The sequence below is a fragment of the Flavobacterium sp. 28YEA47A genome, from assembly GCF_041262125.1.
In the GTDB taxonomy this organism is placed as follows: Bacteria; Bacteroidota; Bacteroidia; order Flavobacteriales; family Flavobacteriaceae; genus Flavobacterium.
In genome coordinates, this window is record NZ_JBGCCI010000001.1 from 515271 (window position 1) to 529585 (window position 14315).

Sequence of the window (14315 nt, forward strand, 5' to 3'; positions counted from 1 at the left end):
CTTCTAGATATGAAAACTTATTACATTTCCCCGAAATCAGCATCCCTCTATTCATTGGTTGGGCTGTTGGCAATTCTTATGACTTCCTGTGGGTCATACCAGAATTCATCTTACTATGACTCCGACGGAGTTTATAACAATAACGAAAGAAGATCGAACACTACTGCTAGCAATGAGCAAAACAGTAATGGATATAGAGAATATTTCAGATCGCTTCAAGACGACCCCGAAATTTTCACAGATTCCAACAGTTATGCTTCACCTGCTTATAACGACACTACTTATGTAGCCAATGCTGCATCGTATCCTGCCTGGGGCAGCAACTCCGACAATGTAACTGTAAATGTTTACGACAATAGTTGGGGCTGGAACAACTGGTACGGACCAGGTTGGGGCTTGGGTCTTGGCTGGGGCGGCTGGTATGGCGGCTGGGGCTGGAATAGCTGGTACGGACCAAGTTGGGGACTCGGCTGGGGCTGGGGCTGGAACAATTGGTATTATCCAAACTACGGCTGGAACCACTGGCATGGCGGTAACTACTACAATAATTACGCTTATGCTAATGGAAGAAGAAGCTACTATGCTAACAACAACTTCGGAAGAAACAATTATTACAGAAGCAACTCTGCAACAAGAAGCTACAGAAGTGATAATGCCTATAATACTTCAAGGAGAGGTGAAGGAACTTATTATTCCAACCGAAACTCAACAAGATACAATACAAGCGGAAATCGCAGTACTGGCACAAGAGATTATAATACCAATGCTACAAGAAGTGATTATAACACGACAAGAAACAGTTATAACACCACAAGAAACAGCAGCAACAACAACAATTATAGCACTCCAAGCCGAAGCAATTCTACAAGAAGCCAAAACGTAGCACCTTCAAGACCATCATACAGCAGCCCAAGCTCAAGTGGCGGCGGAAGATCATCTGGTGGAGGTTCTTATGGCGGCGGCGGAAGATCTGGCGGCGGTGGCGGCGGACGAAGAGGATAATACTTAAATTTAATGATACAGAATGCCTATGTCTAAGCGTAAAAACTATAGCATAGGTATTTTTTTGAACCCCTATGAAAAAATTAATCCTATGAAAAAGTATTTTTTATTTATGATTGCGGGATTTGCTTTAAGTGCACAGGCACAAGAAGTTTCCGATGCCATGAGATATGCTCAGGACAACCTGACAGGCACGGCCCGCTTTAGAGGGATGAGTGGTGCCTTTGGCGCTCTTGGAGGCGATTTTTCGGCAATCGGTGTCAATCCGGCCGGAAGTGCAGTTTTTACGACCAACCAGATTGCCATAACACTTAGCAACTATAGCACTAGTAATAAATCACGTTATTTTGGCACAACTACAAAAGAAAACGACAATAGTTTTGACCTGAACCAGCTGGGAGCTATCTGGGTTTTTGAAAACCAAGACGCTTCAAGCAATTGGAAAAAATTTACAGTTGCCGCAAATTATGAGAACGTTTCCAATTTCGACAACCAGTTCCACGCCAGCGGATTTAATCCAACAAATTCCGTATCTAACTATTTTTCAAGTTATGCCAACGGAATTCCTCTAGGCGATATCACAAATATTCCCTTTGGTTCAATGACATACAGAGAGCAACAGGCCTATTTTGGTTATAATGGCTACCTCATTAACCCTTCCACAAACAGCAACAACAATATAGTTTACACCTCAAACACACCTGCGGGTGGTAATTATTACCAGGAAAACTTTATTGAATCCACAGGATATAATGGGAAACTTTCCTTTAACGGAGGTGTACAATTCACAGACCGATTTTATTTCGGACTTAACCTGAATTCACATTTCACAGACTATACGCGTGTCTCCAACTTCTATGAAGATTATATGGATACTCCGGGGAACAATCCAAACTCAGGACCTCAGGGACTGCGTTTCCGAAATGAATTATATACTTACGGAAACGGATTTTCTTTCCAGGTTGGAGCTATTGCAAAAGTGACGCCTGAGTTACGTGTTGGTGTTGCTTACGAATCACCTACATGGTTCCGTCTGAATGAAGAATTGCGCCAGAGTTTAATTGTAGACTGCCCAGATTGCGGGACACGTAATCCTGTTGTTGTTGATCCGAACCTAACCATGATTTATCCGTCTTATAGATTACAAACCCCTGGAAAATATACAGGGAGCTTAGCCTATGTTTTCGGAAAATACGGACTAATCAGCATTGATTATGCCATGAAAGATTACAGCAATATGCGTTTCAGACCAAGTAACGATTACCGTCAAACGAATGCACAACTAGAATCACTTCTTGACGTAACTTCTGAGGTGCGCATAGGTGCTGAAGCGAAAGCAAAACAATGGAGTTTCAGGGGCGGTTACCGTTTTGAGCAAAGCCCTTATAAAAACGGAAAAACAATTGGAGATCTACAAGGATTTTCAGCGGGTCTTGGTTACAACTTTGGCGGAACAAGATTAGATGCAGCTTATTCTTATGCTAAAAGAGACATGCAGCAGACTTTTTTCTCGCAAGGACTTGTTGACGCAACAACTGTCAAATCTGTCAGCAACAACGTAACACTTACATTATTACTTGACTTATAATATCTACTTTTCATACAAAAAAAGCCTCTGCAATGCAGAGGCTTTTTTATTAAAACTCATAATCTTTTTTATACGATTTCTTTTCCTGCAAGAATTCCAGCCTGTTTCCTTCTGTTCTGAATTTGGTTCGGATCGATCTCCTGCCTTTTTCTATATCCGAAACAAAACTAAAAAAATGCAGATGCGGCCCTGACGACCAACCAATATTACCGCTAAGTCCAATCTTATCTCCTTTTTTAACGACATCCCCTTTTTTGACAAAAGAACCGTCAGTATCAATATGTGTATATTCTGCCAGCGTTCCATCCTCATGATAAATCACAATATAATTATTGAACTCAGCACAGTTTTTAGTCATACATGTTTCGGTATTACTGTCTTGTACATCAACAACAATACCTTCTCTGACAGCCATGATCTCCGTACCGATTGGCATTACAAAATCCAAGGCAAACTCACCTTGATGTGAAACTTTTCCGTTATATCCTTGTCCTATGACATATTCTTCTCCTTGCTTATAAGGCAAGCTGTACGGAAAATCGATATCGTATTTTTTGAGATTGATATCACCTAAGAAAAAGGAACTTTGGTATTTAAAATTAAATTCTTTTTTAAGATTGATTACTGAAATTTCCATTAAAACGAATCTTTTTGCCTTTGCAGGAACCAATACATAAGGTGCTTTAAGGCTACTTTTCATATTAAGAAGCTCTGTCCTTATCAAGACAGAAACCGGACAAAATTCATTATTGTCTGCAAAAACTACCGTCTTACCTTCAACAAACTCCCTATACACCTTAACATCTCGTTGCTGCGCCAAAAGCATCAAAGGAGCCAACAGCAAAAAAAGCATTCCTATTTTCTTCATAAATACTACCATAACAATACTAAATCGCAATATATCAAAACTAATATCGATATAAAAACGGCTTTCCTCCAAATCTATTTTACAACCTATTACTTTTCTTCCTGCGAAAGCCAACTTCATAAAATTTACCCAACCATAGTGCTACTATTCATAAAAAGCTTAATTTTGCACTCCAATTTACAATTCTATGAGAACCAGATCATTAAAGAAAAACAAAATCAATGTAATTACACTGGGATGTTCCAAAAACGTGTATGACAGCGAAGTATTGATGGGCCAGCTCCGTGCCAGCGGCAAAGACGTGACCCATGAAGCACCAGCCCATGAAGAAGGAAACATCATTGTAATCAATACCTGTGGTTTTATTGACAATGCAAAGGAAGAATCTGTAAATATGATCCTAAACTATGTTGACAAAAAAGAACAAGGTTTGGTAGATAAGGTTTTTGTGACCGGATGTCTTTCAGAACGCTACAAACCGGACCTTATTAAAGAAATTCCTGATGTAGACCAATATTTTGGAACTACTGAATTGCCAGGCCTTTTAAAAGCATTAGGAGCCGATTACAGACATGAATTATTAGGCGAGCGTCTTACAACAACTCCTAAAAACTATGCTTATCTTAAAATTGCTGAAGGATGTGACCGTCCTTGTAGTTTTTGTGCCATTCCGTTAATGCGTGGCAAACACGTTTCTCAGCCAATTGAAAAGCTGGTAAATGAAGCTAAAGGATTAGCCAAAAACGGTGTGAAAGAACTGATACTTATTGCACAAGATTTGACTTATTACGGTCTTGATTTATACAAAAAGAGAAATCTGGCTGAATTGCTGGAAAATTTAGCTGCGGTTGAAGGCATTGAATGGATCCGTTTACACTATGCTTTCCCCACAGGATTCCCGATGGATGTGTTGGAACTAATGAAACGAGAGCCAAAGATTTGTAATTATCTTGACATTCCGCTTCAGCATATATCCGACAATATATTAAAATCGATGCGTCGCGGAACAACTCAGTCCAAAACAACAAAACTTATTGAAGATTTTCGCAATACCGTACCTGGAATGACAATCCGAACAACCCTGATTGTAGGATATCCGGGCGAAACTGAAGAAGATTTCCAAATTTTGAAAAACTGGGTTGAAGAAATGCGTTTCGAAAGATTGGGCTGTTTTGCCTACTCTCATGAAGAGAACACACATGCTTACTTATTAGAAGATGATGTTCCTGCCGAAGTAAAACAACAGAGAGCCAACGAAATTATGGAACTACAATCTCAGATTTCATGGGAATTAAATCAGGAAAAAATCGGACAGGTTTACCGTTGCATCATTGACAGAAAAGAAGGCAATCATTTTGTAGGAAGAACGGAATTCGACAGTCCTGATGTAGACAACGAAGTTCTTATTGATGCTTCAAAAGCCTACTTAAAGACCGGAGAGTTTGTAAATGTAAGAATTACAGATGCTGCCGAGTTTGACTTGTATGGTGAAGCTGTACTATAACGAAATAATATCTTTAAAATAAAAAAAGCCCTGATTGACAGGGCTTTTTTGTTATACTACCAGAATTTATTTCAGGAAATAAACCTGATAGGGATAGCGTTCATAAACAACATTATCTTCATTGATTGTATAACCGTTTCTATAATCAGTTATGGCTTTTTGTATCAGCCTCTCTGCTTCATTATTCCTTCCCAACTTAATCATACATAAGGCTTTATAATATTCTGCATCTGAAAATTCCCGATAGGTTCCAATTGAAATATCAAATTGCTCTATGGCCTCTTCATATTTCCCTAGCTCATACTTGGCTATACCCATATAAAATACATCCAGAAAATGAGGTTCCACACTACTCGTGGCTAAATGCGCCTTTCGGTCTGTTTCTAATATCCGTTCTGCTTCTGCAAATTTTCCCAGCTGTAAGTAAGAAAGAGCTATGTAAAAATCATAGGTATGATCCATTACATATGAATTACCGTTAAGTTTCTTGGCGGCTTCAAAATCTTCAATCGCTTCAACATAACGTTTTCCAAAAATACATTTCATAAAAGCCCTGTAATCCATATATTCTTTTGGGTTCAACGCAACTGCCTTGTCTAAAAAAGGCATGGCGAACTCATATTTGCCCTGTTTAAAAAGCGGCATTGCTTTTTGCTGCCAGGCATATGCAGAGTACGGATAATCTTTTAGTATCTTATCCATTTCTGCCTGATAATCTTGTGAAAAATGAAATAGCTTTCGGGCCTCATCAATACGTTTTTCTACAATCTCTTCTTCTTTTTGCGCCCAGACACTAAAGCCTGACACAAAAAACAGCAACATAAAAACAGTTTTCATAAGCTAAGTTGGGTTTGTTGTTCTCGCAAATGTATTATTATATATAAAAAGACGGAGTTAATAGAAACTACTTCTTGGTTAATGGAACGTTAATGCTAAAAAACGTAGTTATGATAAAATTAAAAAACTGAATAACAGACAAATATTTTGTAATTTTAAACAACGCTTGCAAAAACTCATAGGCCATGACTGGGAACAAAAATACAGTGGCTTCATATATAGAAGGCTTCAGGATCTACGACCGCAAAAAAATTCTTTCGTGCCTTACGGAAGATGTTGTCTGGGAAATGCCCGGCTTTTTCCATCTGGCCGGAAAAGAAGCTTTTGACAGGGAAATTAAAAAAAATCATTTTATAGAAAATCCTGAAATCGAAATTGTCAGTTTGACAGAAGAAAACGATATTGTTGTAGCTGAAGGCACTATAAAATGCAACTTCAGGACAGGCGACCTGCTTAATGCGGCATTTTGCGATGTCTTTCAAATGGAAGGGGGAAAGATTAAAAAGCTGACAAGCTATCAGATGGCCCGTTAACATAAAAAGCCCGCAAGTAGTTATATATTGCGGACTTTTTTAAAAATTTAATAACTACTAAAGGCTATTTCTTATCCGGTTGATATTCCAGAATATCAGCCGGTTGGCAGTCTAACGCTTTACATATAGCTTCCAGTGTGCTAAATCGGATAGCTTTGGCTTTTCCTGTTTTTAGGATTGACAGATTGGACAGTGTTATATCTACTTTTTCAGAAAGCTCATTGAGTGACATTTTTCGTTTCGCCATCATTACATCTACGTTTACTATTATCGCCATAAATTATATCGTTAGGTCATTTTCGGATTGGATTTCGATGCCTCTTTTGAAAATTTGCGCTATAATCAAAAGAATTATCCACACAAATAGCCATACATCGGAACCGTCAAAGTGCATATCGTCTAAAGCTGGCATAGCAACACCCTGCTGGATTAGTCCCTTACTGTACTCCGTTCCCCAGGCTGAAAAAAATCCTATTCCTAAAGCCAGATAAGATACTAGTAAAATGAAACGCCCCATTGCAGGATTAAAGGGCTGCGTCATATCCAACTTTTTCTCGTATAGAATTTTTACAATTAAATAAAACATCAGTGCTTTCAATACAGTCACAATAATAATTTGAGACATTATTACTACATAATGTTGAGAACCGTATTTGTACAGATCAGACAAATCAATCAGCATCCATAAACGCTTAGTTTCTGACGGATCCAGCGTCAGTGTCATAAAAGCATTAACTATGAAACCACCCGCTTCAAAACACAATCCGAGGAATATGATCCAGGATAAGATATGCAATACAGTAAGGATTTGCTTAGTACTAATTTTAATTTCCATATCGTTTGATTTAATTATTACGGTACAAATATATTTATTTTTATTGAAAAACAATAAATATATAATGATAAATACAAAATATTTTTTAATTATAAATCAATATATATTGATAATAGATATATAACGCACCATTTTATTGTATTAAATTAAAAGAACACTTAAAATGATAACATAAACTTCGTGCAGATTTTCATAACTTTATATAAAAAATCATGGAAATCAATTGGATAACAATAGGCATAGTGGTTTTGATTGGCTTAATTTTGATTGTAGTATTGGTTAAGCGAAATCTGAAAGATCAAAAAAAGGTCGAGAAATTTTTCAACGAAGAATACAAGACAAAACCAGAAGAAGAGTCTGAAGTTAATGATAACGATCGTTGAACGGTATATGTCTTGTTAAAATATACCATTTTTTTATATTTGGCTTAAAAAATGAGTAAGTTTGGAACTCAAAATTTTTGATTTATGAAAACCGGATTATTTTTTATCGCTATATTTTTTCTAATGCTTTGTCCTGATACAGCTTCTGCACAATATTACAATCCCTATGGAGGCGGTGTTGACAGATCTATAGGTTCTGAAGTAAGACAAAACAAGCCTAAAAAAAATAGCAAAGAAAAAGTCGATATGGGCGAAAGCTGGGCTACTTATCTGGATAAAGAAATAAAGCTGGATGGTTTACAGTTTGCTGCTGTAAAAGCAATTATAAACGACAATAAAAACAGTATTGAAGAGCTTAGTAAAAGTAATTTGCATATTCAGGAAAAAAAAGACAAGATGCGAGAAATAATGGATAAGATTGATGTTGAAATTTTAAAATTATTATCCAAAGACCAGTCGGCCAAATACCTAAAAATGAAAGAAGACAACGAAAAGAAGGCAATGACGTACTAGAGCACTAGCAAGCCTTGTTCTCTTAAAGTATTGATAGGCTTACTATACCAAAACAGTTCAAAATCTTCTAATTCAGAATTATTTTCATAATCAGTTTTGATTTCCTGATAAGTATACGTTTTCAGATTTGAAACCGCTATCTTTTCCAATATATCTCCAAGCCAGATTCCTTGCTCCTTACTGACAGAAACAGCAAAAGCTTCTTTTTTAGCATGAAAATCCAAAGAAGCCATCTCCCATGAATTTCCTTTTTTAGACTTGGTGTAGGTCGAAATTAAAGGCCTGCTGCCCAACCATACTATTTTTGCACTTGGCTTAACACTCCAGTTTTCTTCTTCATGTACCGCATTGTATATATAATCGCCTGGAATTTTAGTTCGGGGCACTCTAAAATCAAACCAGTCCTGAAGCGGGAAATCAAAACAAATGCCGTGCATATAATTGAATAGCGATTTCTTTAAGCCAAAGCTAAAGGCATCGTGATCTGTCCCGGTTTTATCAATGTGTACTATATCGTTATTGGCAAAAGTTCCTACAGTTTCTGTTTCTTTTAATACGCCAAATTTTTCCGGGTACATTCCCACCGGACTATGTGCCGTCATCGCAAATTGATGCCAGAAACCGGATTGCAAAACTCCTATTTCAAACAACTGACGCACCATTTCTAAAGAATCTATTGTTTCCTGAGCTGTCTGAGTTGGAAATCCATACATCAGATAAGCATGTACCATAATACCCGCTTCCGTGAAATTTCGTGTTACCTTTGCTACCTGAGCTACGGTAACACCTTTTTGAATTAATTCCAACAGCCTGTCAGAAGCTACTTCCAATCCTCCGGAAACGGCAATACAGCCCGATGCTTTTAACAAAAGGCATAAATCGCGGGTAAAACTCTTTTCAAAACGAATATTAGTCCACCAGGTAACAGCTAATTTTCTGCGTAAAATTTCCAGTGCAAGAGCCCTCATCAGTGCCGGAGGTGCAGCCTCATCTACAAAATGAAAACCATTCTGCCCAGTTTGCCTGATAAGTTCTTCCATCCTGTCACAAAGCAGTTTGGCAGCTATTGGTTCATACACTTTTATATAATCTAATGAAATATCGCAAAAAGTACATTTTCCCCAATAACAGCCATGCGCCATAGTAAGTTTATTCCAGCGCCCGTCGCTCCACATCCTGTGCATTGGGTTGACAATTTCTATAACCGAAATATAACTGTCTAAAAGCAGATCCGAATAATCCGGAGTTCCTACTTCAGATTGCTTATAATCTCTTTTAGCCGAATTGTTTTTATAGGCAATTTTCCCGTTTTCCAAAAGAAACGTTCTTTTGTAAGAATCATATTCCGGGTTTTCAATACTTAAAATAAGTTCTTCTATAGGAGTTTCGCCATCATCCAATGTGATATAATCAAAAAACTCCATTACCCTGATATCTGATAATGAACGTAGTTCCGTGTTAGGAAATCCGCCCCCCATAGCAATCCTGGTATTGGGATAATGTTTTTTAATAAATTGGGCGCTTTTAAAAGCGCTGTATAAATTTCCAGGAAATGGAACAGAAAAACAGACCAATTTTGGCTGTAACTTCTTCATCTTCTGATCCAGATTCCCAAGCAATAATCTATCTATATAAGTAGATTCCCTGTACAGCATTTCATAAAGCGCATCAAAAGAATTGGCAGAACGCCCCATTCTTTCCGCATAGCGGCTGAATCCAAAATTTTCATCAACACATTCAATGATAAGATCGGAAATATCTTCAAGGTATAAGGTTGCCAAATGTTTCGCCTTATCCTGAGTTCCCATAGTTCCAAAAGCCCAATCTAATTCTTCAAGTTGTGAGAATCGGGAGGCTTCCGGAAGAAAATCTTCCTGGCAAATGAGGTGCGACAACGTTGGGTTTTTGCCTTGCAGAAAAAGCATTACTGAATCGATAGTTTTGAGATATTCTTCCTGTAATGCCAGAATTCGTTTTGCATTGTCCGATTTATCCGTTGCTTTTTCTGCTTCAGAAAACAAATCGCTCAATCCTTGTTTAGAAAACAGCTCTAGTATAACCTCAATTCCAAGATCAGCTTGAAAAGAAGAAATATTCTTTGTATTTAAAAATCCTTTAATATAAGCCGTTGCCGGATACGGAGTATTCAGCTGGGTAAAAGGCGGCGTAATTAAAAAAACTGTCGGACTCAAAATAGGATATATTAAGCCGCAAAAATATTGCTTATTTGTGAAAGTGTCTGTATAAAACAAAAAAACTCCCAATTCAGGGAGTTTTTAATCAATTATTCTTTTGTAAAAAATTCGTCCAGTGCCTCTTCTCGAATGACTTGCTCTTCTTTATAGAGATTTTTCAGATACTTCTGCATGCCAAAAAACATAATCACCAGCAAAAACACTATAGTCGCCATATAGTAAGCGGTTCCCATACCTATGGTAATCATTCCTCCGCCCATGCCGTCAGCCATAGACGTAACAGCGTTCAGTTCATCGGAACTTTTTATTATGATTCCAAAAATTAGCAACACTAAAAATCCAATAGAAGAAAGAAGGATATGCACCAGACCTTTACGTTTGATTTTGACAAAACTGAAAATCAATCCTGCGATAGCCATAAAAAATGGGATTCCCATCATAATCATCATAACGATTCTGCTATTTCTTTGATCTGGAGTTTCTTGAGAAAGCGGTGAACTTTCTGCTTTTTTTGGATTTCCATCTTCATCAACTTCAAGAGAATCCATATTAGTTCCAGCAGCACCAAACAAATCTTTTCCTAATTGTTTTTCCAGCTTTTTAGAAAATTCATTGTTTTTCGTCTTTTCTTTTATATCCGTTCCTACCACATAGTCAAAACCGGTAACAGAAACCAATTCTGTTGTGCCACATTTGATCGTAATAAAAGGGAAGAAAAAACAAATTAATATTACCGTATAACTTGGAATAGGAAGTAAGTCAGAAATGATTTTGAGTGCTCTCATATAAGGTTTGTCTTTTATTTATATTTCATTTCAAACTTAGTACTTCTTGTTAAATTTAAGAAACTTTTAAGACGCTTTTTTTATGTCTTTTTAATGATTCTTAACGGGAAATTCATCATAACCGGTTAATATTTGAAAATATTCACTTTGTCCATCATTAAGAAAATAGAGCATAAAGGCTGCCAAATAAGACAGCCTTGTGTTGAAATTAATTCAATTTCTTTTTTGCTTTCTTTTTAACCAATTCTATCTTACCCTTGATTCTTTTTTCAACTTCGCGAATTTCAGATTCTGAATCATAGCTTATCGAATGCAGTTTTGCATTTCTGATTTCTTTTATTGCTTTTTTGAACTCATGCTGCACTTCAAAAAGTATGGCTTTCTTTACATAAATGTTAGCCTTGTTTATACCTTTAATTGTAAGTGCAAAATCAATCAGTCTCAATGCTTCTTCATAATCCTCATTTAAGATAAGCGTCTGTATATAATATGGATAGACTTCTAATGCATGGATATTGATCGTAAACGCCTCTTCAAAATAATTTTTCGCAGCTTCATAATTCAACAACTGCTCAGCCTGGATTCTTCCGTAAAGGCAAAGCACCATAGTATTTTTAGCATCATAAGAAAAAGCATAATCTAGTGATTCTATAGTTTCTTCAAGTGAATAGGGATAGCTGTCTAAAGCCTGGAATACATATTTATCAATTGTTTTCATTTCTTAAATCAGTTTTTAATTTTCTCCGTGTTCCCTTATAGCTTTTCTCAATTTTATTCTTCTTAAAATCTGTTCCGGCAAATGTTCTCGTCGGGTTTCCTCGTTGAATGTTCAATTGGTTTTCCCATTGTTTGCCAACATGATCCTTGAGCTGCTGTAAAGTCTCGCTTTCGAGTTTTTTTAATAATCTTTCTGTTGCTAGTTTTTTGTTTTGGTGCTGCGAGCGACTGTCCATCGCCACCACAGCAATTCCTGTGGGCAAATGCGTTGCCCTGATAGCCGAACTTACCTTGTTCACATGCTGCCCTCCTGCTCCTGAACTTCTCATTGCCTGATATTGGATTTCGTTTTCTGAAATCGTCCAGCTTTTCTGTTTTTCAATTTCAAAAATTCCAATAAACCAGTTTTTACGCTTATGCATTTTCCTGAATTGGCTTTGCCCAATCCATTGGATAGTTCCTACCCAGGAATTTACAAACTGTATTGCATCATTTCCTTTTATAGAAACGGTAGCAGTTTCAACCGTTCCATTTTCAGAGCCTGGCTGACGATGCAATAAAATGGTTTCAAGTTGCAGTTCTTGCGCTTCTTCCAATACTTTTTTAAGCACTTGGGCAACTACCCAAGTGCATTCTGCCGGTCCGCGGCCCGCTGTTATCTGAATTATCTTTTCCATTTTTTAATTTTTTATCGGTCCATCCTGACAATTTTCGGAGTGAATGTTCCAAGTACTTCAACCAATTCGCTTTGGTTAGCCATTACTTTCGTAATGTCTTTATAAGCCATAGGTGCTTCATCAATATTGCCGCCAATGAGAGTAACATCATTTGCTTTCAGTACTTTTTTAATTTCGCTCTGCGTAAAAGTACTTTTGCATTTTGCTCTTGAAAATAATCTTCCGGCTCCGTGTGAAGCTGAGTTTAAGCTCTCTGTATTTCCTTTTCCTCTAACAATATAGCCCGGCGCTGTCATCGAACCCGGAATAATTCCTAATTGTCCTTCAGCTGCCGGAGTCGCTCCTTTTCTATGGACGATACATTCGTTGCCGGCAACTATTTCTTTCCATGCAAAATTGTGATGGTTTTCGATCGTTACCACTACTCTTTTTCCAAGTATCTTGGCAATTCTTCTGTGGATATCGTCATGACAGGCTTTGGCATAATCGCCAGCCAAATTCATTGCAAGCCAATATTCCTGACCATCATGCGTGTTAAGATCCAACCAGGCCAAATGCTGTACATTCTTAGGCAGCGGACATTGTTTTGTTGCCAGATAGGTATAATGCTTGGCAATATTAGCACCCAGTCCGCGCGATCCGCTGTGAGAAAGAACGGCAAAGTACTCACCTGCTCCAATTTTCCATTCGTTTAGCGGATTATCAATCTTGACAATTCCGAATTCCACAAAATGGTTACCGCCACCAGAAGTCCCAAGCTGTTTGTAAGCCTTGTCTAAAAGACGTTTCAATAGCGGAATATCCTGAAACTCTCGTCTGTAGAACACATCATGATCTGCTTTAATTGCATGTGTTTCATACATCCCAAACTTGGTATGGTCTTTCAAGATGGCCTCCAATTGATGATCTTTCCCTTTCAGAAATGACGCTGGTAAGTCAAAAATAGAAAGGCTCATGCGGCAACCGATATCAACACCAACTCCGTACGGAATCACAGCATTGTCTGTTGCCAAAACACCTCCAATAGGTAGTCCATAACCTGAGTGTGCATCGGGCATCAAGGCTCCTGCTACCGAAATTGGCAGTTTGAGCGAGTCATACAATTGAAACTTGGCCTGCTCATCGATTTCATTTTCTCCAAAAATCATAAATGGAGCCCTCGTTGTTCTCAATTGATGCATTCTCACTTGTACAGGATTTACCAAACCTTCTGCCACTTTCCCCCAAGTTCCATGTCCATTGAATTTTTCCGGATACATTAAAACTTCTTTCGCTTCTGCCAGAATGGATTCTTTTTTTTCTCTTTTTCTATATCGGTTTATTTGCCCAAGGGCTATATTTATTGAATTATTTTTTGGAAAGCCCAATTTAATCAGGTCTTTTCCGGTTAATTTATTTCCCATAAATTTTATTAATTGTAATTATTCTGTGCCGCTTGCGCCAATTTCTAAATAGCTTAGAAATGAAACATAAGCGCGCTAAATCTTTTATCCTTTTGGATAAATAATGGAACTGTTTTTCGGGAAAATTTTGAAGTGTCTAGAATAAAAAAAGCCCGAATCTAAATTGCTTCGGGCTTTTTTATATATCTAAAAAATTATTTCTAAGATTGAAATAAGCCACGAAGTCGCACAGCACCAAACCCTGTTGGTGAGTAGCTTTGAAATGATGATGTGAATACAGTCATTTTTCTTCGTTTAAAAGTGTTATTAATTTTTCGTGTGCAAATATTTAGAATAGTTTTTGGATTATGCAAATTTTTTTTAAAGTTTCTGAGGTGCTAAGGTGCTAAGGTGCTAAGGTGCTAAGGTGCTAAGGTGCTAAGGTGCTAAGGTGCTAAGGTGCTAAGGTGCTAAGGTGCTAAGGTGCTAAGGTGCT

At 37.5% G+C, this 14315-nt stretch carries 15 protein-coding genes; 6 read left to right on the forward strand and 9 right to left on the reverse strand.

What is annotated here, in order from left to right:
- Positions 1 to 9 precede the first annotated feature (9 nt).
- Together ABH942_RS02490 and ABH942_RS02495 are read left to right on the forward strand one after the other, a co-directional pair.
- On the forward strand, positions 10 to 1002 hold the full coding sequence (locus tag ABH942_RS02490) for a hypothetical protein (RefSeq protein ID WP_370029416.1): 993 nt from the start codon (positions 10 to 12) through the stop codon (positions 1000 to 1002).
- Between the two features lie 91 nt (positions 1003 to 1093).
- Entirely contained in the window at positions 1094 to 2590 is a 1497-nt protein-coding gene (locus ABH942_RS02495) for an OmpP1/FadL family transporter (protein WP_370029417.1), read from the forward strand.
- A gap of 49 nt (positions 2591 to 2639) precedes the next feature.
- Here the strand turns inward: ABH942_RS02495 and ABH942_RS02500 are convergent, their stop codons facing one another.
- On the reverse strand, positions 2640 to 3578 hold the full coding sequence (locus ABH942_RS02500) for a M23 family metallopeptidase (RefSeq protein ID WP_370029418.1): 939 nt from the start codon (positions 3576 to 3578) through the stop codon (positions 2640 to 2642).
- 67 nt (positions 3579 to 3645) lie between these two features.
- Between ABH942_RS02500 and rimO the strand changes: the two genes are divergently transcribed.
- Positions 3646 to 4962, forward strand: a complete 1317-nt coding sequence (gene rimO / locus ABH942_RS02505) for a 30S ribosomal protein S12 methylthiotransferase RimO (RefSeq protein ID WP_370029419.1) — start codon at positions 3646 to 3648, stop codon at positions 4960 to 4962.
- Between the two features lie 66 nt (positions 4963 to 5028).
- On the opposite strand, the gene ABH942_RS02510 is transcribed toward rimO, so the two are convergent.
- Positions 5029 to 5799, reverse strand: coding sequence for a tetratricopeptide repeat protein (locus tag ABH942_RS02510; RefSeq protein ID WP_370029420.1), 771 nt, complete (start codon positions 5797 to 5799; stop codon positions 5029 to 5031).
- A 185-nt stretch (positions 5800 to 5984) separates the two neighbouring features.
- Between ABH942_RS02510 and ABH942_RS02515 the strand changes: the two genes are divergently transcribed.
- Complete coding sequence (locus ABH942_RS02515) at positions 5985 to 6332, forward strand: nuclear transport factor 2 family protein (RefSeq protein WP_370029421.1); 348 nt, start codon at positions 5985 to 5987, stop codon at positions 6330 to 6332.
- A 64-nt stretch (positions 6333 to 6396) separates the two neighbouring features.
- Here ABH942_RS02515 and ABH942_RS02520 read toward each other — a convergent pair whose 3' ends face one another.
- Both ABH942_RS02520 and ABH942_RS02525 read right to left on the reverse strand, forming a co-directional pair.
- A complete protein-coding gene (locus ABH942_RS02520) occupies positions 6397 to 6609 on the reverse strand; it encodes a helix-turn-helix domain-containing protein (RefSeq protein WP_370029422.1) in 213 nt (70 codons plus the stop codon).
- Positions 6610 to 6612: 3 nt separating this feature from the next.
- A complete protein-coding gene (locus ABH942_RS02525; protein WP_370029423.1) occupies positions 6613 to 7167 on the reverse strand; it encodes a hypothetical protein in 555 nt (184 codons plus the stop codon).
- Between the two features lie 212 nt (positions 7168 to 7379).
- Here ABH942_RS02525 and ABH942_RS02530 point away from each other — a divergent pair, with 212 nt between their 5' ends.
- Positions 7380 to 7550 (forward strand): hypothetical protein, encoded by a 171-nt coding sequence (locus tag ABH942_RS02530; protein WP_370029424.1) that lies wholly within the window; start codon positions 7380 to 7382, stop codon positions 7548 to 7550.
- Between the two features lie 84 nt (positions 7551 to 7634).
- A complete protein-coding gene (locus ABH942_RS02535) occupies positions 7635 to 8063 on the forward strand; it encodes a hypothetical protein (protein ID WP_370029425.1) in 429 nt (142 codons plus the stop codon).
- Here the strand turns inward: ABH942_RS02535 and ABH942_RS02540 are convergent.
- The 5 genes from ABH942_RS02540 to ABH942_RS02560 form a co-directional block, all read right to left on the reverse strand.
- Complete coding sequence (locus tag ABH942_RS02540) at positions 8060 to 10255, reverse strand: radical SAM protein (protein WP_370029426.1); 2196 nt, start codon at positions 10253 to 10255, stop codon at positions 8060 to 8062. The two genes, ABH942_RS02535 and ABH942_RS02540, sit on opposite strands and share 4 nt — an antisense overlap.
- Positions 10256 to 10347: 92 nt before the next feature.
- The gene (locus tag ABH942_RS02545) at positions 10348 to 11043 is read right to left on the reverse strand and encodes a hypothetical protein (RefSeq protein WP_370029427.1); all 696 of its coding nucleotides are present in this window, start codon (positions 11041 to 11043) and stop codon (positions 10348 to 10350) included.
- 208 nt (positions 11044 to 11251) lie between these two features.
- Positions 11252 to 11761 carry a hypothetical protein gene (locus ABH942_RS02550; protein WP_370029428.1) on the reverse strand — a complete coding sequence of 170 codons (510 nt, stop codon included), beginning with the start codon at positions 11759 to 11761 and terminating at the stop codon, positions 11252 to 11254.
- Positions 11748 to 12437, reverse strand: a complete 690-nt coding sequence (gene prfH / locus ABH942_RS02555; protein ID WP_370029429.1) for a peptide chain release factor H — start codon at positions 12435 to 12437, stop codon at positions 11748 to 11750. The genes ABH942_RS02550 and prfH overlap by 14 nt, the downstream gene beginning before the upstream one ends.
- Before the next feature lie 11 nt (positions 12438 to 12448).
- Positions 12449 to 13840: an RtcB family protein gene (locus ABH942_RS02560; RefSeq protein WP_370029430.1), complete on the reverse strand. Its 1392-nt coding sequence runs from the start codon at positions 13838 to 13840 to the stop codon at positions 12449 to 12451.
- Between the last annotated feature and the right edge of the window lie 475 nt (positions 13841 to 14315).